The 25,794-nt window shown below is 69.4% G+C and carries 26 protein-coding genes; 22 read left to right on the top strand and 4 right to left on the bottom strand.

Annotated features, from left to right (window positions below; translation table 11 throughout):
* The first annotated feature begins 53 nt into the window (after positions 1 to 53).
* The 7 genes from AC27L4_RS03300 to AC27L4_RS03270 all read left to right on the top strand — a co-directional run bounded on the left by AC27L4_RS03300 (position 54) and on the right by AC27L4_RS03270 (position 7,842).
* Positions 54 to 1,175: a DNA methyltransferase gene (locus AC27L4_RS03300; protein WP_487140960.1), complete on the top strand. Its 1,122-nt coding sequence runs from the start codon at positions 54 to 56 to the stop codon at positions 1,173 to 1,175.
* Between the two features lie 187 nt (positions 1,176 to 1,362).
* Positions 1,363 to 2,199: a DeoR/GlpR family DNA-binding transcription regulator gene (locus AC27L4_RS03295; protein WP_487140522.1), complete on the top strand. Its 837-nt coding sequence runs from the start codon at positions 1,363 to 1,365 to the stop codon at positions 2,197 to 2,199.
* 53 nt (positions 2,200 to 2,252) lie between these two features.
* Positions 2,253 to 3,764: an FGGY-family carbohydrate kinase gene (locus tag AC27L4_RS03290; protein WP_487140521.1), complete on the top strand. Its 1,512-nt coding sequence runs from the start codon at positions 2,253 to 2,255 to the stop codon at positions 3,762 to 3,764.
* Positions 3,761 to 4,420: an HAD family hydrolase gene (locus AC27L4_RS03285; protein ID WP_487140520.1), complete on the top strand. Its 660-nt coding sequence runs from the start codon at positions 3,761 to 3,763 to the stop codon at positions 4,418 to 4,420. The genes AC27L4_RS03290 and AC27L4_RS03285 overlap by 4 nt, the downstream gene beginning before the upstream one ends.
* 10 nt (positions 4,421 to 4,430) lie before the next feature.
* Entirely contained in the window at positions 4,431 to 5,204 is a 774-nt protein-coding gene (locus AC27L4_RS03280; protein ID WP_487140519.1) for an SDR family NAD(P)-dependent oxidoreductase, read from the top strand.
* A 30-nt stretch (positions 5,205 to 5,234) separates the two neighbouring features.
* Complete coding sequence (locus tag AC27L4_RS03275; RefSeq protein ID WP_487140518.1) at positions 5,235 to 5,555, top strand: N,N-dimethylformamidase alpha subunit family protein; 321 nt, start codon at positions 5,235 to 5,237, stop codon at positions 5,553 to 5,555.
* A gap of 22 nt (positions 5,556 to 5,577) precedes the next feature.
* Positions 5,578 to 7,842 (top strand): N,N-dimethylformamidase beta subunit family domain-containing protein, encoded by a 2,265-nt coding sequence (locus tag AC27L4_RS03270; RefSeq protein ID WP_487140517.1) that lies wholly within the window; start codon positions 5,578 to 5,580, stop codon positions 7,840 to 7,842.
* A 4-nt stretch (positions 7,843 to 7,846) separates the two neighbouring features.
* On the opposite strand, the gene mutY is transcribed toward AC27L4_RS03270, so the two are convergent.
* Positions 7,847 to 8,914: an A/G-specific adenine glycosylase gene (mutY, locus tag AC27L4_RS03265; protein ID WP_487140516.1), complete on the bottom strand. Its 1,068-nt coding sequence runs from the start codon at positions 8,912 to 8,914 to the stop codon at positions 7,847 to 7,849.
* Between the two features lie 138 nt (positions 8,915 to 9,052).
* Between mutY and AC27L4_RS03260 the strand changes: the two genes are divergently transcribed.
* From AC27L4_RS03260 to AC27L4_RS03225, 8 genes are all read left to right on the top strand, one after another.
* Entirely contained in the window at positions 9,053 to 9,574 is a 522-nt protein-coding gene (locus AC27L4_RS03260) for a DUF721 domain-containing protein (protein ID WP_487140515.1), read from the top strand.
* Positions 9,575 to 9,800: 226 nt separating this feature from the next.
* Positions 9,801 to 10,442, top strand: a complete 642-nt coding sequence (locus tag AC27L4_RS03255) for a DsbA family protein (RefSeq protein ID WP_487140514.1) — start codon at positions 9,801 to 9,803, stop codon at positions 10,440 to 10,442.
* A gap of 28 nt (positions 10,443 to 10,470) precedes the next feature.
* Entirely contained in the window at positions 10,471 to 13,929 is a 3,459-nt protein-coding gene (gene smc, locus AC27L4_RS03250) for a chromosome segregation protein SMC (protein ID WP_487140513.1), read from the top strand.
* Positions 13,930 to 14,215: 286 nt separating this feature from the next.
* Positions 14,216 to 14,614 carry an AtpZ/AtpI family protein gene (locus AC27L4_RS03245; protein WP_487140512.1) on the top strand — a complete coding sequence of 133 codons (399 nt, stop codon included), beginning with the start codon at positions 14,216 to 14,218 and terminating at the stop codon, positions 14,612 to 14,614.
* An 18-nt stretch (positions 14,615 to 14,632) separates the two neighbouring features.
* Positions 14,633 to 15,376 (top strand): F0F1 ATP synthase subunit A, encoded by a 744-nt coding sequence (locus AC27L4_RS03240; protein WP_487140511.1) that lies wholly within the window; start codon positions 14,633 to 14,635, stop codon positions 15,374 to 15,376.
* 47 nt (positions 15,377 to 15,423) lie between these two features.
* Entirely contained in the window at positions 15,424 to 15,651 is a 228-nt protein-coding gene (locus AC27L4_RS03235; RefSeq protein ID WP_091831801.1) for a F0F1 ATP synthase subunit C, read from the top strand.
* Positions 15,652 to 15,732: 81 nt separating this feature from the next.
* Positions 15,733 to 16,281 carry a F0F1 ATP synthase subunit B gene (locus AC27L4_RS03230; RefSeq protein WP_487140510.1) on the top strand — a complete coding sequence of 183 codons (549 nt, stop codon included), beginning with the start codon at positions 15,733 to 15,735 and terminating at the stop codon, positions 16,279 to 16,281.
* 9 nt (positions 16,282 to 16,290) lie between these two features.
* Positions 16,291 to 16,782, top strand: a complete 492-nt coding sequence (locus AC27L4_RS03225) for a F0F1 ATP synthase subunit B family protein (protein WP_487140509.1) — start codon at positions 16,291 to 16,293, stop codon at positions 16,780 to 16,782.
* 91 nt (positions 16,783 to 16,873) lie between these two features.
* Here the strand turns inward: AC27L4_RS03225 and AC27L4_RS03220 are convergent, their stop codons facing one another.
* Together AC27L4_RS03220 and AC27L4_RS03215 are read right to left on the bottom strand one after the other, a co-directional pair.
* The gene (locus tag AC27L4_RS03220) at positions 16,874 to 16,999 is read right to left on the bottom strand and encodes a hypothetical protein (RefSeq protein WP_487140508.1); all 126 of its coding nucleotides are present in this window, start codon (positions 16,997 to 16,999) and stop codon (positions 16,874 to 16,876) included.
* A gap of 260 nt (positions 17,000 to 17,259) precedes the next feature.
* Entirely contained in the window at positions 17,260 to 18,276 is a 1,017-nt protein-coding gene (locus AC27L4_RS03215) for a polyprenyl synthetase family protein (RefSeq protein WP_487140507.1), read from the bottom strand.
* Positions 18,277 to 18,413: 137 nt separating this feature from the next.
* On the opposite strand from AC27L4_RS03215, the gene AC27L4_RS03210 reads away from it, so the two are divergent.
* Both AC27L4_RS03210 and AC27L4_RS03205 read left to right on the top strand, forming a co-directional pair.
* Positions 18,414 to 18,638, top strand: coding sequence for a putative signal transducing protein (locus AC27L4_RS03210; protein ID WP_487140506.1), 225 nt, complete (start codon positions 18,414 to 18,416; stop codon positions 18,636 to 18,638).
* Positions 18,635 to 19,393: a tRNA1(Val) (adenine(37)-N6)-methyltransferase gene (locus AC27L4_RS03205; protein ID WP_487140505.1), complete on the top strand. Its 759-nt coding sequence runs from the start codon at positions 18,635 to 18,637 to the stop codon at positions 19,391 to 19,393. The genes AC27L4_RS03210 and AC27L4_RS03205 overlap by 4 nt, the downstream gene beginning before the upstream one ends.
* 78 nt (positions 19,394 to 19,471) lie before the next feature.
* On the opposite strand, the gene AC27L4_RS03200 is transcribed toward AC27L4_RS03205, so the two are convergent.
* Positions 19,472 to 19,879, bottom strand: a complete 408-nt coding sequence (locus tag AC27L4_RS03200; protein WP_487140504.1) for a hypothetical protein — start codon at positions 19,877 to 19,879, stop codon at positions 19,472 to 19,474.
* Between the two features lie 178 nt (positions 19,880 to 20,057).
* On the opposite strand from AC27L4_RS03200, the gene AC27L4_RS03195 reads away from it, so the two are divergent.
* From AC27L4_RS03195 to AC27L4_RS03175, 5 genes are all read left to right on the top strand, one after another.
* Positions 20,058 to 20,951, top strand: coding sequence for a S49 family peptidase (locus tag AC27L4_RS03195; RefSeq protein ID WP_487140503.1), 894 nt, complete (start codon positions 20,058 to 20,060; stop codon positions 20,949 to 20,951).
* A gap of 24 nt (positions 20,952 to 20,975) precedes the next feature.
* Positions 20,976 to 21,152 carry a hypothetical protein gene (locus AC27L4_RS03190; RefSeq protein ID WP_487140502.1) on the top strand — a complete coding sequence of 59 codons (177 nt, stop codon included), beginning with the start codon at positions 20,976 to 20,978 and terminating at the stop codon, positions 21,150 to 21,152.
* 92 nt (positions 21,153 to 21,244) lie between these two features.
* Positions 21,245 to 22,174 carry a glycine--tRNA ligase subunit alpha gene (locus AC27L4_RS03185; protein ID WP_487140501.1) on the top strand — a complete coding sequence of 310 codons (930 nt, stop codon included), beginning with the start codon at positions 21,245 to 21,247 and terminating at the stop codon, positions 22,172 to 22,174.
* A gap of 52 nt (positions 22,175 to 22,226) precedes the next feature.
* Entirely contained in the window at positions 22,227 to 24,344 is a 2,118-nt protein-coding gene (gene glyS / locus AC27L4_RS03180) for a glycine--tRNA ligase subunit beta (RefSeq protein WP_487140500.1), read from the top strand.
* A gap of 211 nt (positions 24,345 to 24,555) precedes the next feature.
* Positions 24,556 to 25,782: an MFS transporter gene (locus AC27L4_RS03175; RefSeq protein WP_487140499.1), complete on the top strand. Its 1,227-nt coding sequence runs from the start codon at positions 24,556 to 24,558 to the stop codon at positions 25,780 to 25,782.
* The last annotated feature ends 12 nt before the right edge of the window (positions 25,783 to 25,794 follow it).

The following is a 25,794-nucleotide window of genomic DNA, read 5'->3' as shown; positions in this document are numbered from 1 at the left end:
GTACCGGGGCTGCGGCCGCGCCCCGGATGAGCCCCCGGACCACCGTGAAGCCGATGCTGCGCTCCGTCGCGACGCAGACCGCCGGCGCCGCAACGCTGCCGCTCGACAGCATCATCGAAGGCGATTGCATCGACGCCCTGAACCGGCTGCCGGCGCAGAGCATCGACATGATCTTCGCCGACCCGCCCTACAATCTCCAGCTCGGCGGCGACCTGCAGCGCCCCGACCAGTCGATGGTCGATGCCGTGGACGACGACTGGGACAAGTTCGAATCCTTCGCCGCCTACGACGCCTTCACCCGCGACTGGCTGAAGGCCGCACGCCGCGTCATGAAGCCGGATGCGACTCTGTGGGTGATCGGCTCCTACCACAACATCTTCCGCGTCGGCGCGACGCTGCAGGATCTGGGATACTGGATCCTCAACGACGTGGTCTGGCGCAAGACCAACCCGATGCCGAATTTCCGCGGCAAGCGCTTCACCAATGCCCACGAGACGCTGATCTGGGCGGCGCGCGAGCAGGCCTCGCGCTATACCTTCAACTACGAGGCGCTGAAGGCCGGCAACGAGGACGTGCAGGTCCGCTCGGACTGGCTGTTCCCGCTGTGCACCGGCGGCGAGCGCCTCAAGGACGAGGACGGGCGCAAGGCGCATCCGACCCAGAAGCCGGAGGCCCTGCTGGCCCGGGTGCTGATGTCGGCGACGAAGCCGGGCGACGTGGTGCTCGACCCGTTCTTCGGCACAGGCACCACCGGCGCCGTGGCCCGGAAGCTCGGCCGCCGCTTCATCGGCATCGAGCGTGACCGCGGCTACATCGCAGCCGCGCGAGCCCGCATCGCGGCAGCCGAGCCGGTGGCCGACGCTGCCCTGCTGATGCCGGCCGAGAAGCGTTCCGAGCCGCGCATCGCCTTCGCAACCGTGGTGGAACGGGCCCTGCTGACGCCCGGCGCCGTCCTCACCGACCATCGCGGCCGCCACGCCGTCAAGGTGCGGGCCGACGGCTCGCTGATGCTCGGCGACATCGTCGGCTCGATCCACAAGATCGGCGCGCTGGTGCAGGGCCTGCCGGCTTGCAACGGCTGGACGTTCTGGCATTTTTCCGACGGTGCGGCGCTGAAGCCGATCGACGAGCTGCGCAGCGTGCTGCGCCGGGAGGTGGCTGCGGCGGAGGCATAGGACCGGTGCCTCCGCAGCGTCCGGCAGCATGATTCTCCAATTGCCGACCGAACATATTCCAACTTTTTGGAACTTTTCAGCGCAGCTTACTGTTTGACGTTGTTCGGTCCCGCCACTACGATCCCCTCCAATTCATCGGGGCCATGTGGCAATGTTCGGCATTCAAACCGGCTGGGGAACCGACATCATGGACAGCGTCCCGCCCGTTCCGCACGCAGAACAACGCCGCATGCCGGCGCAGGTTCGCCATGCCCATCTCGTCGAGGCCGCGCGCCGGCGCGGCTTCTTCCTGGTCGTCGACATCTCCGCCGAGCTCGGCGTCTCCGAGATGACGATCCGGCGCGACCTGGTGGAGCTCGAACGCGACGGCATCCTGGTGCGCACCCGCGGCGGCGCGGTCCTGGCGGAAGCATCAAGCCTCCTGCCGCCGATCGACCGCGAGGAACCGGCCTTCGAAGCGCGGCTGCGCCGCAACCAGGACGCCAAGCGCCGCATCGCCGAGGCGGCGGCCGAACTGATCGATGCCCGGCTGACCATCGCGCTCGACGTCGGCACCACCACCCACCTCCTGGCGCAGCGGCTGGCAGAGCGCAACGGCCTCAAGTTCTTCACCTCGAGCCTGCGCACTGCGACGCTCCTGGGCGAAGCCGGCCGCGAGGTGCATGTGCCCGGCGGCCAGGTGCGCGGCGATGAATTGTCGGTCTGCGGCCCGGCCGCGGTCGAGCAGTTCGAGCGCTACTGGTTCGACATCGCCTTCATCGGCGTCTCCGGCGTTTCGGCCGAGGGCATGTTCGACTATTCGCTGGAAGACAGCGAGCTCAAGCGCGTCTATCTCCGCCGCTCCTCGCGCAAGATCCTGCTCTGCGACAGCTCGAAGTTCCAGCGCATGTCGCTGGTGCGCATATCGGATTTCGCCGGCCTCGAGCTCTTGATCTGCGATGTCGCTCCACCGGCCGACCTGGGCGCCGCCCTGGCGAACGCAGGCGTCGCGGTCCGGGTGGCCCCCGCGGCCGGCACGACCTGAGCGAACGGCCCCCTCACATCCCCCATCCCGACGGATCCGGACCTGCGTCACCCATGGCTTGCGTTCTCGGCATCGACATCGGCACCACCTCGACCATCGGCATCCTGGTGGAAATGCCGGACAAGGTGCTGGGCCTCGCCTCCCGCCCGGTGACGCTGACCTCGCGCCAGCCCGGCTGGGCGGAGGAAGATCCGCGGGACTGGTGGCGGAACCTGTGTGCCATTACCCGCCAGCTCATAGCCGACGCGGGCATTGATGCCGCCGACATCGCCGGCATCGGCGTCACCGGCATGCTGCCTGCGGTGGTGCTGCTCGACGCCGAGGGGCAGTTGCTGCGCCCGAGCATCCAGCAGAGCGACGGGCGCTGCGCCGCCGAGGTCGAGGAACTGCGCCGCGAGATCGACGAAGCCGCCTTCGTTCGTACCGCCGGCAACGGCATCAACCAGCAACTGGTGGCGAGCAAGCTGCGCTGGCTGGAGCGACACGAACCGCAGGTGTTCGGCCGCATCGCCACCGTGTTCGGTTCCTATGACTATATCAACTGGCGCCTCTGCGGCGCCCGGCGCATCGAGCAGAACTGGGCGCTGGAGGCAGGCTTCGTCGACCTCGCCCGCCACGAGCTCTCCGACGACCTCGTGCGTCACACCCACCTGCCGAGGCAGGCGATCCCGCCCAAGGCCCTGTCGCACGAGATCATCGGCCGCGTCACTGCCGCCGCCGCGGCCGAGACCGGCCTGCCGGAGGGACTGCCGGTCGTCGGCGGCGCCGCCGACCTGATCGCCTCGGCCCTGGCCGCCGGCCTCAGCCGATCCGGCGACGTGCTGCTCAAGTTCGGCGGCTCGGTCGACGTGCTGATCGCCACCGACAAGGCCGTGCCCGACCCGCGCATGTTCCTCGACTACCACCTGGTTCCCGGCCTCTACGTGCCGAACGGCTGCATGTCGACCGGCGGCTCGGGCCTCAACTGGCTGGCGCACACCTTCTGCGGCGGCGAGCGCGCCGCGGCAGAAGCCGCCGGGCTGACGCTGCACCAGCATCTCGACCGTCTGGCCGGGGTCGTGCCGGCCGGGGCCGGCGGCGTCGCCATCGTGCCCTATTTCCTTGGCGAGAAGACGCCGATCCACGACCCCTTCGCCCGCGGCGCCATCACCGGACTGAGCCTCAACCACGGCATCGGCCATGTCTGGCGGGCGCTGCTGGAGGCCTATGCCTATGCCATCGCCCATCATGTCGAGGTGTTCGGCGCCATGGGCCACCGCCTGTCGAGCTACATGGCTTCCGACGGCGGGGCTTCCAGCCGGGTCTGGATGCAGATCGTCGCCGACGTGCTGCAGGAGCCGGTGCAGCGTCTCAAAGGCCATCCGGGCTCCTGCCTCGGCGCCGCCTGGACCGCGGCGATCGGCACCGGCCTCACCGACGACTGGTCGGGCATCGGACGCTTTGTCGAACACGGCGAGGTGCTGCAGCCCGATCCGGCCAACGCCGCGGTCTACGCCGAAGGCTATCACCGCTTCCGCGACACCTATGCGAGGCTGGCGGGATGCCGGCCCGGAGACACGCCATGACCATCCGCGCCATCGCCTGGGACATCGACGGCACGCTCGTCGACAGCGAGCCGCTGCATCACGAGGCGCTGCTGGCTTCCGGCCGGCGCTGGGGCGTCGATTTCTCGGACCTCTCGATCGAGGCGTTCCGCGGCGTGCACCTGCCCGACATCTGGACCGTGCTGCGGTCGCGCCTGCCGGCCCTGAGCGGCTCCGGCGAATGGCTGGCCGCCATCGAGGACCACTACGTCGCTCATGCCCCCAGGCTGGAGCCCCTGCCGGGCGTGCTGGCGACGGTGCGGCGGATCGCGGCGCTCGGCCTGCCGCAGATCTGCGTCTCCAATTCGAGCCGGCGCGTGGTCGACGCCAACCTGACCGCGCTCGGCATCGGCGGCGACATCCTGTTCTCGATCAGCCTCGACGATGTCGCCAACGGCAAGCCCGACCCCGAACCCTATCGCCGCGGCGCCGAGCGGCTCGGCCTCGATCCCGCCTCGGTGCTGGCGGTCGAGGACAGCATCACCGGCGCCCGTGCCGCCCGAGCCGCCGGCCTCGCCGTCGCCGGCTATTCCCAGGACGGCCGCGCCATCGACGGCGCCGGCTTTGCCATCGACCACATCGAGAAGGTGCTCGAGCTCATCGGCCGGCCGGCGCGGGCCGAGGCCGACGCCCGATAAGGAGACTGTCATGGACGCTCTCGCCCGCTTCAGCCTGGCCGGCAAGACCGCCGCGGTCACCGGCGGCGCCCGCGGCATCGGCTATGCCGTCGCCGAGCTCTTCGCCGGCGCCGGCGCCGATATCGCGCTGATCGACATGAACGCCGAGACCGGCCAGGCCTCGGCCGAGCGCCTGCGCCGGCTCGGCCAGCGGGCCGCCTTCCACCACGCCGACCTGCGGGAGCCGGCGGCCGCCACCGCGGCGGTCGAGGCCATCCAGGCCGAGTTCGGGCGCATCCACATCCTGGTGAACTGCGTCGGCATCAATCCCAACACCGACGCCCTCGACATCCCGCCGCAGGAATGGCGCGACGTGATGGACGTCAACGTCAACGCCCAGTTCTTCGCCGCCCAGGCCTTCGCCCGCCACATGGTGGCGCAGGGCGGCGGCAGCATCGTCGCCATCGGCTCCAATTCCGGCTTCACGGTCGACAAGCCGCAGCCCCAGTCCCACTACAACGCCAGCAAGGCGGCGGTGCACCAGATGGTGAAGTCGCTCGCCGTCGAGCTGGCGCCGCGCAATATCCGCGTCAACGCGGTGGCGCCGGGCTACACCTTGACCGAGATGACCAAGCTCGGCCTCAGCAAGCGCGAATGGGTCGAGGTCTGGGAGGAGATGACGCCGATGCGCCGCTTCGCCGAGCCGTCCGAGATCGCCCATGCCGTGCTGTTCCTGGCGAGCGATGCGGCAAGCTACGTCACCGGCACCATCCTGCTGGTCGACGGCGGCTACACCTGCTGGTGACGGAGCGGAGCGGGCGGAGGACAGGGGCAGATGGTCTACAGGATCGACCCGGACGAGGACCGTCGCTACGTCGAGGAATTCCGCAAATGCCCGATCGGGGCCCATAGCCCCGGTCTGACGCGGCTGCTCTCGATCATGCGGGTCGACCCGACCGGCAACCAGGTCATCCTGGTGTGCCGCAAGCCCTTCGCCGAATGGGTGCTCGCCAACATGCCGCCCGACCGGGCCGATCCGATCGTCGTCGAGGACGGGCCGGTGTTCACCAGCCGCGAGGAGGCGGAATGGGCCGTGTTCTGCCGGCGCTGGCGGCTCCTGACCGGCGAGAGCATCAACCAGCCCCTGCACGACTGACGCCCGCCCGGAACCCGCCGCCATGCTCCAGATCACCGGCTATCCCGATCGCTATTCCGTTGCGCCGGGCGAGACCATCGCCTTCAAGATCTCGCTGGAAGAAGGCTCGCATTTCGAATCCCGCCTGGTGCGGGTCGTGCACGGCGACTGCAATCCGGACGGGCCAGGCCTGAAGTTCCGCCATGTGCCGAGCAATGCCGACGGGAGGCATGGCGGACGGCCGCAGCGCATCGACGCCGGCTCCTACATGGCGGCCGACACGATGCCGGCGCTGGCCGCCGGCGCCTTCACCTTCTTCGCCATGGTCTGGCCGACCCTGCCGCAGCGCTCCGACCAGACCCTGGCGGCGCAGTGGGACGCGGCCGGCGGCCGCGGCTGGCGCATCGGCATCACCGACGGCGGACGGCTGGCGCTGACGGTGGCGGACGGTAGCGGCCCGGCGCGCACGGTCACGGTCGACCGGCCGATGCTGGTGCGGCAATGGTACGCGCTCGCCGTCTCGGTCGACCCGGCGAGCCGGCGCGTCGTGCTCGACCAGCGCCCGCTCCAGCCCTATGCCCATGTCCAGGACCGCGGCCGCTTCGAGGGCGTCCTCGATGTCGCGCCGCCACCGGTCACCGGCCTTCTGCTGGCCGGCACCCCCAACGCGGGCGGCGGTGTCGGCGGGCATTTCGACGGCAAGATCGACGGGCCGATGTTCCTCGCCGGCGTGCACGCAGCCGACCGGCACGACGCGCTGCTACGCAGTCGCCCGCCGGCGGATCTGGCCGAGGCCGTGATCGCCCGCTGGGATTTCTCCCGCGACATGGGCACGACGCGGGCCGTCGACATCGGCCCCTCGCGCCACCACGGCCGGCTGGAGCACCTGCCGACGCGGGCGATGAAGGGCTGGAACTGGACCGGCGAGGAGCATGACTGGCGCCGCCGGCCCGAGGAATACGGCGCCGTCCATTTCCATCACGACGACGTCTACGACGCCGGCTGGGAGACCTCCGTCAGCCTCGTCGTCCCCGAGGATACGAGGAGCGGCCCCTACGCCCTGCACGTCCGTTGCGGCGACAGCGACGAGACGGCGACGCGCGAGGACTATCTCGCCTTCTTCGTGCGCCCGCCACGCCGGCGCGGCGCCGGTCCGGCCCGTCCCCGGGTGGCGTTCCTTGCCCCGACCGCCTCCTACATCGCCTATGCCAATCACGGCGAGCACATCACCTCCCGCGGCGCCGAGCTGCAGATGAACCGGCTCTTGCCCTTCGGCCATTCCGACCTCTATCTCTACGACCATCCCGAGCTCGGCGGCTCTCTCTACGATTGCCATGCCGACGGCTCGGGCGTGGCCTATTCCAGCCGGCTGCGGCCGGTGCTGAACTTCTCCCCGCGCTATCATTCCTGGCTCGGCGGCCACGGCTCGGCCCTCTACCAGTACAATGCCGACACCCACCTGTTCGACTGGCTCGATCACAGGCAGGTCGACTACGACGTCATCACCGACGAGGACCTGCACCAGGAAGGCTACGAGCTGATCCGCGACTACGGCGTCATCCTCACCGGCACCCATCCCGAATACCATTCGACCGCGATGTGGGACGCGATGAAGGCCTGGATCGATCGCGGCGGCCGGCTGATGTACATGGGCGGCAACGGCTGGTACTGGCGCATCGCCTTCCACCAGGACCTGCCGGGGGTGATCGAGCTCAGGCGGGCCGAGGATGGCATCCGCACCTGGATCGCCGAGCCGGGCGAATATTTCCAAAGCTTCAACGGCGAGTATGGCGGGCTGTGGCGGCGGGTCGGCCGGGCGCCGAACGTCATCTGCGGCGTCGGCTTCATCGCTCAGGGCTTCGACACCTCCTCCTACTACCGGAGGGCGCCGGATGCCGACAATCCGCGCGCCGCCTTCGTCTTCGAGGACGTGCCCGACGAGATCATCGGCGATTTCGGCCTGATCGGCGGCGGCGCCGCCGGCATCGAGCTCGACTGCATCACCACCGCGCTCGGCTCGCCGCCCAACATGCTGCGCCTGGCCTCCTCCGACGGCCATTCCTCGACCATGACGCTGGTCAACGAGGAGTTCGGCGTGGTGCCGCCCAATCTCGGCGGCGACGTCAACGCCCGGGTCAAGGCGGATCTCGCCTTCGGCGAGACCCCGTCAGGCGGGGCCCTGTTCGCAACCGCCTCGATCGCCTGGTGTGGGTCGCTGTCGCACAACGGCTACGACAACAACGTCTCCAGGATCACCTGGAACGTGCTCAGGCGCTTCATGGATCCGACGCCGTTCCAGACGGGGTAGCGGCTCAGCCGCGTGCCACCCTGACGATCTTGCGCATCACCGTCGGCAACGCCTCGCCGTCGAGGTCGGAGAGACGCACCCAGCGGCAGCCCTCTGGTGGGCGCGTCGTCGTCAGCGCATCGGCGGCAAAGACCGTGGCGACCAGCTCGAAATGGGTGAAGCCGTGGCGGGCCTCGCCCGGGAGCTTGCGCCAGCGCGCCTTGAGCGGGGCATGGTCGGCCGCCCGGGCCAGGTCGAAATCCTCGGTCCAGGGGCTGGACGGGATCTCGGTCATGCCGCCGAGCAGCCCCTTGTCGGGACGCTTGCGCACCAGCACGTAGCCGTCCGGCCGGGTGAGCCAGAAGGCTGCGCCGCGCCGCAGCGGCCGCGCCGCCTTGGGCAGCTTGCGCGGGAAGCCCTCGGCCGCGCCGGCAGCGCGCGCCGCGCAGGAGCGCATCCAGGGGCAGAGGCCGCAGGCCGGGCGACGGGGCGTGCACAGCGTCGCCCCCAGATCCATCATGCCTTGCGCGAAGTCGCCGGGACGGTCGGCCGGCGTCATGGCGTCGACCAGGCGCCGGATCTCCGGCTTGGCGGTCGGCAGCGGCGTCTCGAGGGCATGGAGGCGCGCCACGACCCGCTCGACATTGCCGTCGACCACGGCGGCGCGACGATCGAAGGCGATGGCGGCTATCGCGGCCGCGGTGTAGGCGCCGATGCCCGGCAGGGCGCGCAGCCCCTCCTCCGTGTCGGGGAAGCGGCCGTGATGGCGCTCCACCACCGTGCGGGCGCAGGCGATCAGGTTGCGGGCCCGCGAGTAGTAGCCGAGCCCGGCCCAGGCCTTCAGGATGTCCTCGCTGTCGGCGGCCGCCAGCGCCGCCACTGTCGGCCAGCGGGTTGAGAAGGCCTGGAAATACGGGCCGACCGCCTTCACCGTGGTCTGCTGCAGCATGATCTCGGAAAGCCAGACCCGGTAGGGATCGGCCGCCTCCCCCGGCAGGGCCCGCCAGGGCAGGCGCCGTCGATTGTGGTCGTACCAGACCAGGAGGTCGCCGGCCGCGACTGGCTCGAGCGGGGCATCTGCCTTAGAAAGCATGGAGAGCCTGTACTGTGATCGGCCGCCCTGTCCCGATTCGCGGGAACAGGCCCCAGGTTTGAGTCTCCGCACCGTTTCCACGCCACACCGTCGGCGGCGCGGAAACCTGCCGGGGCCTCATCCCACAGGATGTCCGGCATGAACAAGCCCCGCGTGGCGCGTCCCCTCTCCGATCTCGTGCGGCCGGCCCTGAAGGACGCGCTGAAGGCGCAGGGCTTTGCCGCCGCCGACATCCTCGCCCGCTGGCCCGAGATCGCCGGCGAGCGCCTCGCCGCCCGCTCCATGCCGGTGCGGGTGCTCTGGCCGCCGCGCCCCAAGACCGCCCTGCCCGACGCGCCGCCCGAGCCTGCGACGCTGGTCCTGAAAGTGGAGAGCGCCTTCGCCCTCGAGGTGGAGATGGGAGCGGCGCAGATCGTCGAGCGGGTGAACGCGGTGTTCGGCTGGCGCTGCATCGGCAAGCTGCGGCTCCGGCAGGGGCCGGTCGAGGCGCCGCGCCCCAAGGCGTCGCCGCGGCTGCAGCCGCTGGATGCCGCGCGCGAGCGGGCGCTGGCGGGCCAGGTCGCCGGCATCGCCGATGACGGCCTCAGGGCCGCGCTGGAAAGGCTGGGCCGCGGCGTGATGGGGGCGAAATCATCGGCGCGGCCCGACAGGAAGGGCTGACGCCGCGGATCGGCCTCGCCCGCTGCCAGTCATCCTCGGCGTCCAGGGGCGTGATTCGTCGAAACGGCATTCACAATTGCGTGGGTCGGCGCCGGAACTTCGCCCTCCCCCGCTCCCTGCGCAGGGTTTCCCGTGCTATGGGCGCGCTGCTGCCATGATCGGCAGGCTCGATGACCGCAGATTGGATCCCGGCGGCTGCGGCCGCACCACGAAGGACGCTCCGTTCATGTTCTCCCGCCGCGCGCTTCTTGCCGCCCTCGCCGCCTCGCCGGCCCTCGCCGCCTTGCCTGCCCTGGCCCAGGGCAAGGAGGACGCCAGCCCGGCCGACCTCGCCGTGCCGGGACCGATCAAGGACATGATGCTCGGCAAGGCCGACGCGCCGGTCAAGGTCTACGAATATGCTTCGATGACCTGCCCGCACTGCGCAAAGTTCCAGAAGGACGTATTCCCGACGATCAAGGAAAAATACATCGATACCGGCAAGGTGCTGTGGACGATGCGTGAATTCCCGCTCGACCCGCGCGCCACCGCAGGATTCATGCTGGCGCGATGCGCCGGTGACGACAAGTATTACGCCCTGATCGACGTGCTCTTCGCCCAGCAGGCCAACTGGGCCTTCGTCGACGGCTCGCAAGTGCTGCCGAACCTCATGCAGATCGCCAAGCAGGCCGGTTTTACACAGGAACGCTTCGACGCCTGCTTGAAGGACCAGACGCTTTATGATGGCGTGATGGCGGTGAAGCAGCGGGGTTCGGACGTGTTCAAGATCGACGGCACGCCGACCTTCTTCGTCAATGGCAAGCGTTACGGCGGCGAGCTCTCGGTCGAGGAATTCGACAAGGCCGTCGCGCCGTTCCTGAAGTCGTAGGCGCGTCCCCCGCGCCGCGGGGTTTTCTATGCGACTGACCAAACTCAGGCTCCTCGGCTTCAAGACCTTCGTCGAGCCGTCGGATTTCCTGATCGAGCCCGGCCTCACCGGCGTGGTGGGGCCGAACGGCTGCGGCAAGTCCAACCTGGTCGAGGCGCTGCGCTGGGTGATGGGCGAGAGCAGCCACAAGAGCCTGCGCGCCACCGAGATGGACGACGTCATCTTCGCCGGCTCGGGCTCGCGGCCCGGGCGCAACACGGCCGAGGTCACCCTCACCGTCGACAATCGCGACCGCACGGCGCCGGCCGCCTTCAACGACACCGACATCCTGGAGATCTCGCGCCGCATCGAGCGCGAGAAGGGCTCGCAGTACCGCATCAACGGGCGCGAGGTCCGCGCCAGGGACGTGCAGCTCATCTTCGCCGACGCCTCCACCGGCGCGCGCTCGCCGGCGCTGGTGCGCCAGGGCCAGATCGCCGAGCTGATCGCCGCCAAGCCGCAGTCGCGCCGCCGCATCCTGGAAGAGGCCGCCGGCATTTCCGGGCTGCACAGCCGCCGCCACGAGGCGGAGTTGCGCCTGCAGGCGGCCGAGCAGAATCTGGGCCGGCTGGAGGACGTGCTGGTCCAGATCGAGGCGCAGCTCGACGGCCTGAAGCGCCAGTCGCGCCAGGCGGTGCGCTATCGCAGCCTGACCGCCGAGATCCGCAAATCCGAGGCGCTGCTGTTCCATATCGCCTTCGAGGAGGCGGGCACGCAGGTGATCGACGCCGAGAAACGCCTCGAACGCGACATGCGCGCCGTGGCCGAGCGCACGCGGGCCCAGTCGGAGGCGGCGCGCCTGGCGGCGGTCGCGGCACACGGCCTGCCGCCGCTGCGCGAGGCCGAGGTCGCCGCCGCTGCGGCGCTGCAGCGCCTGACACTGGCGCGCGAGGCGCTCGACCAGGAGGAGCGGCGCGCCTCCGGCCGCCTCACCGAGCTCGACCGGCGCATCGCGCAGGGCGACTCCGACATCTCCCGCGAGAAGGCGCTGATCGCCGACGCCGCCATCGTGCTGGAACGGCTGGCCGGGGAAGCGGCGCAACTGGCCCGGGACGCCGCCGATGGCGAGCAGACCGCCGCCGCGGCGGCCCGGCTGACGACCAGCGAAGCGGCGCTCGCCGCCGGAGAGGCCGCCATGGGCGAGGCCCAGCGGACCCTGGCCGAAGCCCAGGCCCAGCGCGGACAGGCCGAGCGCACCTTGCGCGAGGCCGGCGAGCGGCGCGCGCGCGCCGAAGCCCAGCTCGCCGAGATCGCTCGCGAGAAGCAGGCGCTGGCGGCCCAGGCCGGCGACCCCGGCGCGGTCGAGGATCTGCGCATGACGCTCGAATCGGCCCAGGAAGGATTGCTGCTCACCGAGGAGCAGGCCGCCGATGCCGAGATCGAACATGCCCGTGCCCGCGAGGCCGAGGCGGCTTCGCGCGGGCCGCTGCAGGATGCGGAGCGCCTGGCCAGCCGTCTGGAGACCGAGGCCCGGACCCTGGCCAAGCTGCTGCTGGCGCCGGGGGGGACCGATTATGCGCCGGTGGCCGACGCGATCCGCGTCGCCAAGGGGTACGAGACGGCGCTCGGCGCGGCGCTGGGCGACGATCTCGACGCCCCCACCGATCCCAGGGCCCCGGCCCGCTGGGCCGGGACCGTGTCGCCGGCCGGCGATCCGACGCTGCCGGAGGGCGCCGAGCCGCTGCTCGATTTCGTCGAGGCGCCCGCCGAGCTGCATCGGCGACTGGCACAGACCGGCATCGTCGCCCGGGCGGACGGCGCCGGCCTGGCGCCGCTCCTGCAGCCGGGCCAGCGCCTGGTGAGCCGCGCCGGCGATCTCTGGCGCTGGGACGGCTTCGTCGCAGCCGCCGACGCCCCGTCCGCCGCGGCGCGGCGGCTGGCAGAGAAGAACCGGCTGGCGGATCTGGAGGATGAGGCGCAATCGGCGCGCATGGCCGTCGGCCCGGTCCGGGCGGCGGCCGAGGCGGCACAGGCGGCGCTGCGGCAGGCGGGCGAGCAGGAGCGCCTGCGCCGCGAAGCCTGGCGTGCCGCGACCCGCGCCGCCGATCAGGCCCGCGAGGCCCTGGCCACGGCGGAACGCCGGGTATCGCAGGTCGCCAGCCGCCTCTCGGCCGTCGCCGAGGCCGAGGCCCGCCTCGCCGCCAGCCGCGACGAGGCCGCCGAAGCCCAGTACGAGGCCGAATCGGCCATCGCCGCCCTGCCCGAGGCAACGGCCCTGCAGGGGCGCTTCGACCAGTTGCGCAGCGAGGTGGCGCAGCGCCGGGCCGAAGTGGCCGAGGCGCGCACCCTCGTGCAGTCCCTGGCGCGCGAGAAGGAACAGCGCGAGAAGCGCCTCGCCGCCATCGCCGCCGAGCGCGGATCCTGGGAGCAGCGCCAGCACGGCGGCACTGCGCAGATCGAGACGCTGACGGTACGGCAGGAGGAACTGCGCGCCGAACGAGTCGAGCTCGACGACGCTCCGGCCGCCTTCGCCGCCAAGCGGCGCGCCCTGGTGGCCGAGCAGGCCAAGGCGGAGGCGGAACGCCGCGCCGCGGCCGATCGCCTCGGCGAGGCCGAGGCCGCCCTGGCCGAGGCGAACCAGCGCGGACGCGAGGCCCTCGCGGCCCACAGCGCCGCGCGCGAGGAGCAGGCGCGCTCGGAAGAGCGGCTGGAGGCGCTGCGCACCCGCCGCGCCGGCATCGTCCGCTCGATCCAGGAAGCGCTCGATGCGGCGCCGGCCGCCCTGCTCAAGATCGCCGGCCTGACGCCCCAGGATACGCTGCCGCCGCGCGAGCAGGTCGAGAAGACCCTCGACCTGGCGCGGCACGACCGCGAGCGCCTCGGCGCCGTCAACCTGCGGGCCGAGGAGGAGCAGCGCGAGGTGCAGACCCAGATCGACGAGCTGGTCGCCGAGCGCGACGACCTGGTCGAGGCGATCAAGCGGCTGCGCCAGGCCATCGCCAATCTCAACCGGGAAGGGCGCGAGCGCCTGCTTGCGGCCTTCGACGTGGTCAACGGCCATTTCCAGCGCCTTTTCGGCACCCTGTTCGGCGGCGGCACCGCGGAGCTGCAGCTCACCGACTCGGATGACCCGCTGGAGGCCGGCCTCGACATGCTGGCCCGCCCCCCGGGCAAGAAGCCGCAATCCCTGTCGCTGCTTTCCGGCGGCGAGCAGGCGCTGACGGCCATGGCGCTGATCTTCGCCGTGTTCCTGACCAATCCGGCGCCGATCTGCGTGCTGGACGAGGTCGATGCGCCGCTCGACGATGCCAATGTCGAGCGTTTCTGTGAACTGCTGGACGAGATGACCCGGCAGACCGAAACCCGTTTCGTCGCCATCACCCACAATCCGATCACCATGGCGCGGATGAACCGGCTGTTCGGCGTCACCATGGCCGAGCGCGGCGTCAGCCAGCTGGTCTCGGTCGATCTCAGCGAGGCGGAGAAGTTCCGCGAGGCGGCCGAATAGGCCGGGCCGGCCAAGCCTGTGGACAGCCGGTGCCGGCGGCCCCTTCCAGCCCGGACGAAACCGAAAAAAGCAGCTTCGCGGCATCACGGACAAAAGGGCGCCATGATTGGCTGCTGGAGCACGATTGTCGCAACACGGCCAGTTTGGCCATTTTCCAATTTCTGTTCAATACCTTAGATCAAAATCAACCGTCCTTGACACCGCAGGGGGCCATGAGTATGGTCCGCCCGACTTTCGAGGGGGGTATCCGGCGCTTCTGCCGCCGGCCAGGGAGCATGTTGCCGCCATGGCGAGCGACGGGGCGAACCGGCCAGGTCACGGGACCGGCGACAATCCCAGCGAAGCCGAACTATCCGAGCGCCTGCGTCGGCTCGGTGAACGCCTCGGCCCGGACAAGGCCGCGGAGAACACCGCGTCTGCGCCCGGTGGCGGCCAGGGCTCCGATGCGTCGGGCCTCGCCAAGGCGATGCGGCTGTCGAGCGAGTTCATTGCCGGCATCCTGGCCGGCTTTGGGGTCGGTTGGCTGATGGACAAGCTTCTCGGCACGTCTCCCTGGGGGATGATCGTGTTCCTGATGCTCGGCTTCGGCGCCGGCATCATGAACGTGATGCGAGCGGCGGGAATGCTGGGCAGCGCGCTGCCCGGAAAGAGAAATGACCAGGCGGGGCGAGCTCCGCGCAAGTGACAAAGGGCCGAGCTGGCGATGGATCCGATACATCAGTTCGAGATCAAGACGCTCTTTCCGATCGCGACGATCGGCGGGCATGAAATCGCCTTTACCAACTCCGCCCTTTTCATGTTCATCGCCGTCGGCATCGTGGCCCTGCTGATGCTGGGCGGCACCGCGGCGCGGGCCGTGGTTCCCGGGCGCTGGCAGTCGGTCGCCGAAAGCATGTACGAGTTCGTTGCCGGGACGGTGCGCAGCTCCACCGGCAATGACGGCATGCGCTTCTTCCCGCTGGTGTTCTCGCTGTTCGCCTTCGTGCTGATCTGCAACCTGCTCGGCTTGATCCCGGGCTTCTTCACGGTGACCAGCCATCTGATCGTCACCGTGGCGCTGGCGCTGTTGGTGATCCTCACGGTCATCATCTACGGCTTCTACAAGCACGGCATGCACTTCCTGCACCTGTTCGTGCCGAAGGGCGTGCCGGTCTGGCTGCTGCCGCTGCTGGTCGCGATCGAGATCATCTCCTTCCTGTCGCGCCCGATCAGCCTGTCGGTGCGTCTGTTCGCCAACATGCTGGCGGGCCACATCGCTCTGAAGATCTTCGCCGGCTTCGTGGTCGCCCTGGCCGGCGCCGGCGTGTTCGCGGTGCTCTCGCCCCTGCCGCTGATCCTGACCATCGCGCTGATCGCCCTGGAACTCCTGGTCGCGGCGCTCCAGGCCTACGTCTTCGCCACCCTCACCTGCATCTATCTCAACGACGCCCTGCATCCCGGGCATTGAGAGCAGACCGTCTCCCTCCAAACCTCAGCTTACAATAGGAGTGTTCCATGGATCCCGTCGCAGCCAAGTACATCGGCGCCGGTCTCGCTTGCCTCGGCATGGCTGGTGCGGGCATCGGCCTCGGCAACCTGTTCGGCCAGTTCCTCTCGGGCGCCCTGCGCAACCCGTCGGCGGCCGACGGCCAGCGCGGCACCCTGCTTCTGGGCTTCGCCCTGACCGAAGCTCTGGGCATCTTCTCGCTGCTGATCGCCCTTCTCCTCCTGTTCGCGGTCTGAGGCGTCGCCCGGCGATCCCCTCCGCCGTCGGGCTGCGGGGATCCTCGACCGACACCCACCGACCGCTGAAGGTGTTGCTTCATGGCTGAGACCACGCATGCAGGAACCGAGGTTCCGGCCGGCGGGCATGGCGAAAAGGCCGCGTTCCCGCCGTTCGAGAGCGCGACGTTCGCTTCGCAGCTCGTATGGCTGGCGATTGCCTTTGCGCTGCTCTACTATCTGATGTCCAAGCTCGCGCTGCCGCGCGTCGCCGGCATCATCGAGGCTCGGAACGGCAAGATCGCATCCGACCTCGCAGACGCGCAGCGGATGAAGGCCGACAGCGACGCGGCCGTCGCCGCCTACGAGCAGTCCCTGGCCAAGGCCCGCTCGGAGGCTCAGACCATCGCCGGGCAGACCCGCGACGCCGTGGCGGCCGAGACCGAGACGACGCGCAAGACGCTCGAGGCCGAGCTTGCCACCAAGCTCGCTGCGGCGGAGACGCAAATCGGCGCGACCAAGACCGCCGCGCTCGGCAATGTCCGCAGCATCGCTGCCGACGCCACCACTGCCATCATCGAGCAGCTCACCGGCAAGACGCCGGATGCCGGCGCGGTGCAGGCAGCGGTCGACGCCGCAGTGTCGCGATAGGAGGGGCCGATGGAATTGTTCAATCCGGCCGGCGCCGAATTCTGGGTCCTCGTCGCCACGGTTATCTTCCTGGCCATCGTCTGGAAGGTCGGCGGCTTCAGCCAGTTGACCAAGGCGCTCGACAAGCGCGCCGAGTCCATCCGCAAGGAGCTGGACGAGGCGAGGTCGCTGCGCGAGGAAGCGCAGAAGCTGCTCGCCGAGTACCAGAGGAAGCAGAAGGAAGCGCAAGCCGAGGCCGAGGCCATCGTCGCCGCCGCCAAGCAGGAAGCCGAGCGCTTCAAGGTGGAGTCGGTCGCCAAGGTGCAGGACTTCGTCGCCCGTCGCACCAAGCTCGCCGAGCAGAAGATCGCCCAGGCCGAGTCGCAGGCATTGGCCGAGGTTCGCGCTGCCGCGGCGGACGCCGCCGTCTCCGCCGCCTCCTCGATCCTGTCCGGCGGAGCCCATGGCGCCGCCGACCTGATGGGCTCGGCGATCAACGAAGTGAAGACCAAGCTCAACTGAGCCAAGGATCTTCGGACGCGAATCAAAAAAGCCGCCTTCGGGCGGCTTTTTTCTTGTCTCGAAGAACGGCGTTGCGACGGATGCGGCCGGCTCACGTCGACGAAGGGTCGACCGTCTCGAGAAGCTCCGCCTCGACATAGATCGAATGCATGAAGTCCTTCTCACCGACGATATCGCCGACGTGAAGCTCGATCCGGCCTTGCTCGATGCCCGCCACGGGAAACACCCTGCCCTGGCAAGCCCGAAAAAGGCTCCTCGTGGCAAGGTCGCCGTCGTCCCTCAGGTCGGAGGGAATTCCGACAAGGCGCATCCATGCTCCGCGCCGATAGAGAGCCATCCCCTCCCCGATGCCGACACGTCCAAGCCGATCGAATGTTCCGAAACGGGCTTCCGACTCTCGCAACGCATCTCGACGGCACACGCATCAGAAAACGGCCCCGGGAGGACCGTCAGGAAATAGAAAGTCTCGGGCCGGGCTCAGTGCGTGCGGTTGACGCAGAACTCGACCACATCGATCAGCGCCCGCTTCATGGCGCCGTCGGGGAACAGAGCCAGCGCATCCTTGGCCATGGCGCCGTAATGGCGGGCACGCTCGATCGTGTCCTCCAGGGCGCGGTGGCGGCGCATTAGGCTAAAGGCCTGATCGAGGTCACCCTCCTCGATCTTCCCCTCCTCGAGGGTGCGCCGCCAGAAGGCGCGCTCGGCCTCGTTGCCGCGCCGGAAAGCCAGCACCACCGGCAGGGTGATCTTGCCCTCGCGGAAATCGTCGCCGACATTCTTGCCGAGCCGGGTGTCCGAGCCGCCATAGTCGAGAGCGTCGTCGACCAGTTGAAAGGCGATGCCCAGATTCATGCCGAAGGAGCGGCAGGCCGCCTGCTCGTCCTTGGGCCGGTCGGCCAGCACGGGCCCGACCTCGCAGGCGGCGGCGAACAGCTCGGCGGTCTTGCCGCGGATCACGGCGAGATAATCGTCTTCCGTGGTGGCGGTGTTCTTGGCGGCGGCGAGCTGGGCGACCTCGCCCTCGGCAATCACCACCGCCGCGCTCGACAGGATGTCGAGCGCGCGCAGGGAGCCGACCTCGACCATCATCTTGAAGGCCTGACCAAGCAGGAAGTCGCCGACCAGCACGCTCGCCTCATTGCCCCAGACCATGCGGGCGGCCGGCTTGCCGCGGCGCATGTCGCTCTCGTCGACCACGTCGTCATGCAGCAGCGTCGCCGTGTGCATGAACTCGACCGAAGCCGCCAGCTTGATATGGCCGTCGCCGTCATGATTGGCCAGTTGAGCGGTCGCCAGCGTCAGCATCGGCCGCAAACGCTTGCCGCCGGAGGAAATGAGATGGTTGGCCACTTCGGGGATCATCGTCACATCCGACCCGGTCCGCGACAGGATGGTGGCGTTCACCCGCGCCATGTCGGCCTTGGTCAGGGCGACGATCGGTTCGATCGATCCGCCGGCTGCCACCTTGTCCTCGAATGCAACGACAACGCCCACAGGAAACCTCCGCTGAACGCGCGCACCATAGAAACGCGCAGCGCCCGGCACAAGAACCCTCTTGTCGCGCTGCGTCAGACCACGCTGCGCCGCATCTCCTCGTTGCTTATCCCGAGGCGAGGACCCACAATCGTCCCATGGAAGAACTGATCCGAACCAACGATGCGGTGTTGATATCCTATATCGAGGCGCTGCTCGCCGGGGCGGACATCACCTATATGGTGCTCGATACTCATATGAGCGTTCTGGAGGGCTCGATCGGCATGTTGCCGCGACGGATCCTGGTCGATTCGGACGAAGCGCTGCGGGCGCGAGCCCTGATTCGCGACGCCGGGCTCGCGCATGAGCTCAGGCCGGCGTGAGCACTGGGCCGACGCGCGATGCCTTCCTCGGCGGACGGCTGACCCTGCTGCAGCCGCCGGGCGGCCACAGGGCCGGCACCGACGCCGTGCTGCTGGCAGCCAGCGTGTCGCCGCAGGCGGCGGATACCGTGTTCGACCTCGGCGCCGGCGTCGGTGCCGCCGGGCTGGCCGTGGCGGTGCGCGCACCGAGCTCCCGGCTGGTGCTGGTCGAAAGGGACCCGGCCATCGCCGAGCTCGCCCGCCTCAACGCGGCAGCGAACGGCCTTGCCGGAGCCCGCGTCGTCGAGGTCGACATCACCGCGCCGGGCAGGCACCGCGCCGCGGCCGGCCTCGTCCCGGGCAGCGCCGACATCGTCATCATGAACCCGCCGTTCCACCTGCCCGGCACGGTCCGAGCATCGCCCCAGGCCTACCGCCGCCAGGCTCATCTGCTTGAGGGCGAGGCCGACGAGGCGTGGATCAGGGCGGCAGCTTCCCTGATCCGCCCCGGCGGGGTGCTGGCATTGATCCATCGGACAGATGCCCTGCCGCGCCTGCTCGCCGCCCTCGCCCGCCGCTTCGGCGACATTCGCATCAAGCCCGTCCTGCCGAAGCCGGAGCGGCCGGCGACGCGCCTGCTGATGCGGGCCGTGGCCGGCAGCCGCGCGCCCCTCGTCCTGCTGCCGCCGCTGGTGCTGCACGAGGGCTCGGGCGGTTTCACCGCCGAAGCCGCAGCCCTTCACCGCGGCGAGACCACGGTCAGCTGGTTCCCATAACGAAGGCCTCGCCGAAGCGAGGCCTTGAGGAATATGCCGGCCCGATCACGGGGCGGCCGGGCCCAGGCGCCCAGCGGATCAGTAGCAAACGCGACGGGCGACCCAACCGCCATAGGCATAGCTCCACTTCCGGACGATACGGCAGCGCGGATAATAATATGCCCCAGGAGCATAATACCCTGGCCCGTAATACCGGGGCCCATAATACCGCGGCCGATAATAACCGCGATACCCGTAATAACCACGATTACCATAGTAGCCTCGGTGACCGTAATAACCGCGGTGGCCGTAATAGCCGCGATTGCCGTAGTAGCGACGATGACCGTAACGGTAATCCACTTTCGTCACCGTCGGAGCGGTCACATCGATCGCCTTCGTCACACCGCCGCCACCCGGAACAACCGCCGCGCGAGCCGAGCCTGTCGAAAGACCGGCGCCGCCGAGCCCGAAGGCGAGGGCGACGACGAACATGATCTTGCGGAGCATGGATGCTTCCTCCGATTGCTGCTTCCGGTCAACCTGGCTTTCCCGCCCGCTGGGCCGGCCCGGGGATATAGGATTAGCATTATTGTCCGACGGACTGAATGAGGCTTGATCATGCCGTTAATCCCGGGTTCATCGACATGAACATCCCGCGGCACAGCCGAGCCCTCCGGAGACTGCGATGAGCGATGCGACCACCTTGCCGGGTGGGGCCCGAAGCCGCCGCCCCCTCGCCGCACTGCGGCGGCTCCTGCCGGCCCGCTGGCGCGAGCCGGCACCGCTGGTGCCGGTGGTGCGCCTGTCCGGCGTGATCGGCGCGGCTTCCCCCCTGCGCAGCGGCCTGAGCATGGCAAGGATCGCCGATGCGCTGGAGCGTGCCTTCTCGGTGAAGGGCGCCAAGGCCGTGGCGCTGGTTGTCAATTCGCCGGGCGGCGCCCCGGCGCAGTCCCACCTGATCATGCGCCGCATCCGCGACCTGGCCGACGAGAAGAAGCTGCCGGTCTATGCCTTCGTCGAGGACGTTGCGGCCTCGGGCGGCTATATGATCGCCTGCGCAGCCGACGAGATCATCGCCGACCCGACCTCGATCCTCGGCTCGATCGGCGTGGTCTCGGCTTCGTTCGGCTTCGACCGCCTGATCGAGAAGCTCGGCGTCGAGCGGCGCGTGCACACGGCCGGCCATTCCAAGGCGATGCTCGATCCCTTCCAGCCCGAGAACCCCGAGGACGTGGCGCGCCTCAAGGCGCTGCAGCAGGACATCCACGCCCTGTTCATCGGCCTTGTCCGGGAGCGGCGCGGTGACCGGCTCAAGGGCACGGAGGACGAATTGTTCTCAGGCGCCTTCTGGACCGCCAGCCGGGCCGTCGAGCTCGGCCTCGCCGACGGGCTCGGCGACATCCGCTCGACCTTGCGCCGGCGTCTAGGCGACAAGCTCAGGCTCAAAGTCGTCGCCCCCGAACGCAGCTTCCTGTCGCGGCGCGTCGCCGGCGTCTCGCGCCTCGCCGAGGCGAGCCTGGCCGAGGACACGATTGCGGCTATCGAAACGCGTGCAATCTGGGCACGTTTCGGATTATAGTGCCGTTCAAACGAGAGGATCGCCATGCAGCCAGTCCTTGCCGCCGTTGCCACGGTCGCCGTTGCCGTCGTCGCCGTGCGCTTCCTTCGCCGCGAATGGCAACGGGTCAACCGCGAGCTCGATGCCGTCCCGGTCCGCACCAGGGATTATCAGACACTGCGGCGCGACCCCGTCACCGGCGAGTGGCGGCCTCATCGCTGAGACTCCCGGCGCTGCCGAAACGGCGGTGCCTTCCTTGACTTGAGGGGCGGCATGGCTAGGGTGCGCCGCAAACTGCGCCCCCGCGAGGCACCATGGCCGATCTCCCCGCCCATAACAGCCCGGAACGCTCGTTCCAGGGACTGATCCTGACGTTGCAGCACTACTGGGCCGACTATGGTTGCGTGGTGCTGCAGCCCTACGACATGGAGGTCGGCGCGGGGACCTTCCATCCGGCCACGACGCTGCGCTCGCTCGGCCCCCGGCGGTGGAACGCCGCCTATGTCCAGCCCTCGCGCCGGCCGAAGGACGGGCGTTACGGCGAGAATCCGAACCGCCTGCAGCACTATTACCAGTTCCAGGTGATCCTGAAGCCCTCGCCGCCCGACCTGCAGGAGCTCTATCTCGGCTCGCTCGCGGCCATCGGCGTCGATCCGCTGCTGCACGACATCCGCTTCGTCGAGGACGATTGGGAGAGCCCGACGCTGGGTGCCTGGGGCCTGGGGTGGGAATGCTGGTGCGACGGCATGGAAGTGTCGCAGTTCACCTATTTCCAGCAGGTCGCCGGCCAGGAATGCACGCCCGTCTCCGGCGAGCTGACCTACGGCCTGGAGCGCCTGGCCATGTATGTGCAGGGCGTGGAGAACGTCTACGACCTCAACTTCAACGGCCGCGACGGCGCGGAGAAGGTCACCTATGGCGACGTCTTCCTCCAGGCGGAGCAGGAATATTCGCGCCACAATTTCGAGCACGCCGACATCGCCATGCTCAAGCAGCACTTCCTTGATGCGGAGAAGGAGTGCCGGGCCCTGCTGGCTGCCGGCGACAAGGGCAATCGCCACGAACTGGCCTTGCCCGCCTACGACCAGTGCATCAAGGCCAGCCACCGCTTCAACCTGCTCGATGCGCGCGGCGCCATCTCGGTGACCGAGCGCCAGAGCTACATCCTGCGCGTGCGCGAGCTGGCCAAGGCCTGCGGCGAGGCCTGGATCAAGACGGAGGCCGGCGGCGGCCCCGGCGCCTGAACGTCCGGCCGCCTCTACCCCTTCAGCCCGATCCTCCGACCCGACAAGTCCGATGCCCGACCTCCTCCTCGAACTCTTCTCCGAAGAAATCCCCGCCCGCATGCAGGCCAAGGCCGCGGACGACCTCAAGAAGCTCGTCACCGACGCCCTGGTGGAGCGGGGCGTTCTGTACGAGGGCGCCTCGGCCTATGTCACGCCGCGCCGCCTGGCCCTGACCGTGCGCGGCCTGCCGGTACGCCAGCCCGACACGCGCGAGGAGCGCAAGGGGCCGCGCGTCGGCGCGCCGGACGCGGCCCTGCAAGGCTTCCTCAAGGCTGCAGGCCTCGCTTCGATCGATCAGGCCAGGATCGAAAGCGATCCGAAGAAGGGCGAGTTCTACGTCGCCGTGATCGAACGGCCCGGCCGGGCCGTGGCCGACCTGATCGCCGAGATCGTGCCCGAGGTGGTCAGGGGCTTCCCCTGGCCGAAGTCGATGCGCTGGGGCTCGGGCAGCCTGCGCTGGGTCAGGCCGCTGCACTCGATCGTCTGCACCTTCGGGCCGGAGACCGAAGATCCGGAGGTGATCGGCTTCCAGATCGAGGGCGTCAGCGTCGGCGACATCACCCGCGGCCACCGCTTCATGTCCGGCGGTCCGATCCGAGTGAAGCATTTCGACGACTATGTCGCCAAGCTCGAGGCGGCCAAGGTCGTGCTCGATCCGGCACGGCGGCGCGAGATCATCCTGGCCGACGCCCGCAACCTCGCCTTCGCCCAGGGACTGGAGCTGGTCGAGGACGAGGCGGTGCTGCACGAGGCCGCCGGCCTGGTCGAGTGGCCGGTGGTGCTGATGGGCTCGTTCGACGAAGCCTTCCTTGCCGTGCCGGACGAGGCGATCCAGGCGACGATCCGGGCCAACCAGAAGTGCTTCGTGGTCCGCAGCCCCGCCACCGGCAAGCTGTCGAACCATTTCGTCATGGTCGCCAACATCGAGGCGCGGGACGGCGGCAAGGAGATCGTCGCCGGCAACCAGCGCGTCATCCGGGCCCGGCTTTCCGACGCCAAGTTCTTCTGGGAGACCGACCTCAAGCCGCTGCCCGGCTTCGAGACGGCCGGCAGGCCGCTGGACCAGCGCCTGCAGAAGCTCAGCGACCTCAAGGTGGTGTTCCACGAGAAGCTCGGCACCCAGGCCGAACGCGTGGCGCGGATCAAGGCGCTGTCGGCCGAAATCGCCGCGCTCGTCGGCGCCGACACCGCCAAAGCCCAGCGTGCGGCGCATCTCGCCAAGGCCGACCTGATGACCGAGATGGTCGGCGAATTCCCCGAGCTGCAGGGCCTGATGGGGCGTTACTACGCCACAGCCCAGGGCGAGGACGCCGCTGTCGCCGCCGCGGTGGAGGATCACTATCGGCCGAAGGGGGCCGGCGATCATGTGCCGGCGGAGCCCGTCGCGATCGCGGTCGGCCTCGCCGACAAGCTCGACACGCTGGCCGGGTTCTGGGCCATCGACGAGAAGCCGACCGGCAGCAAGGACCCCTATGCCCTGCGGCGCGCTGCCCTCGGCGCCATCAGGACGGTGCTCGACAACGGCCTGCGCCTGTCGCTCGCCCCGCTGATCGGGAGCCAGCTGCAGCGGATCGGCGGCAATGGCGATCGCGCCGTGGTCTCCGACCTCCTCGCCTTCCTCGCCGACCGCCTGAAGGTGCAACTGCGCGAGCAGGGCGCGCGGCACGATCTCGTCGATGCGGTCTTCGCCCTGGGCGGCCAGGACGATCTTCTCCTGATCGTGCGCCGCGTCGAGGCGCTCGGCCGCTTCCTCGACACCGAGGACGGCCGGTCGCTGCTGGCCGGCACGCGCCGCGCCGCCAACATCCTCAAGGCCGAGGAGAGGAAGGACGGCGAGGGCGCCTTTGCCGGCGGGGCCGAGGCCGCGCTGCTGGCCGAGGCCGAGGAGAAGGCCCTGCACGCCGCGCTGCAGACCGCCAAGGCGTCCGTTGCCGATGCGGTGGCGGGCGAAGACTTCGAGGCTGCCATGGCGGCCCTGGCAAGGCTGCGCCCGGCGGTCGACGCCTTCTTCGACACGATCCTGGTCAATGCCGACGACAAGGCCCTGCGCGCCAACCGCCTGAAGCTGCTGGACGAGATGCGCGCCGCGACCCGTACCGTGGCGGATTTTTCCAGGATCGAGGGATAGGCCGGGCCGGCTGCGATCGCGGCGCGGTCCACCCGGCCGCTACACACGCGTCCATCCCCGCCGTCGCAGGCCCGCGCCGGCCGTCTCCGGGGCGGCTTCACACGGACGCCTTCGCCCAGCCATCATGCACGTCGGTGATGGTCCGCATAACCGGATTTCATGCACGCGGCGACCCATGCCGCGCTAACGTGATCGCCCGAGGAGGGCCGTCATGAGCGCCGCCGATATCGCATCGCAACGCAGCTGGCGGACGCCGGCAGTGATCATCGCCTGCGGCTGCGTCTGCGCCGTGCTCACCTTCGGACCCCGCTCGGCGCTCGGCTTCTTCCAGACGCCGGTCATATCCACCAACGGCTGGGGCCGGGACGTCTATGCCTTCGCCCTGGCCCTGCAGAACCTGCTCTGGGGCGTCGGGCAACCGTTCATGGGTGCGGTCGCCGACCGCTTCGGCACGACGAAGGTGCTGTCGACCGGCGTGCTGCTCTACGCCGCCGGGCTGATCCTGATGGCCTGGTCGGCGACGCCGATGGCGCTCAACCTTTCGGCCGGCGTGCTGATCGGCTTCGGCCTGGCCGGCTGCTCCTTCAACATCGTGCTCGCCGCCTTCGGCAAGCTGCTGCCCCCGGAAAAGCGCTCCATGGCCTTCGGCTTCGGCACGGCGGCGGGCTCTTGCGGACAGTTCCTGTTCGCGCCGCTTTCCGTCGGCCTGATCGGTTCCGTCGGCTGGCAGGAGACGCTGATCGTGTTCGGCGTGCTGATGCTGGCCTCGATTCCGCTCTCCGTCGCCATCGCGACACGGCCGGTGGCGCGCAAGGCGGATGGCGAGCGCGACCAGAGCGTGGTGCAGGCGCTGCGCGAGGCGTTCCGGCATCCCTCCTATGTGATGCTGGTCCTCGGCTTCTTCACCTGCGGCTTCCAGATCGCCTTCATCACCGTGCATCTGCCGGCCTATCTCGGCGACCTCGGCCTGGAGGCCTGGGTCGGCGGCTGGACCATCGCCACGATCGGCATCTTCAACATCGCCGGCTCGCTCACCGCCGGCTGGCTCGGCAACCGCATGCCGAAGCGCTGGATCCTCGCCTTCATCTACTTCTCCCGCAGCCTCGTCACCGTCGCCTTCCTGATGCTCCCGGCCTCACCCGCCACGGCGCTGACTTTCGGCGCGCTCACCGGCTTCCTCTGGCTGTCGACCGTACCCCCGACCTCGTCGCTGGTGTCGGTGATGTTCGGCACGCGCTACCTCGCCATGCTCTATGGCTTCGCCTTCTTTTCCCATCAGGTCGGCTCGTTCTTCGGCGTCTGGCTCGGCGGTCTGATCTATGTCCAGACCGGCACGTACACGATGGTCTGGTGGCTGTCGGTGGCGCTGGGCATCGCCTCGGCGGTGATCAACCTGCCGATCGTGGAAAAGCCGGTGACGCGGCCGGCCGCCGCCTGAGGACGGCGCGGC

Source organism: Labrys sp. Lb11 (assembly GCF_057554225.1).
Note: the sequence above shows the minus strand (reverse complement) of the source record. Positions and strands in the feature narration are given on the sequence as shown.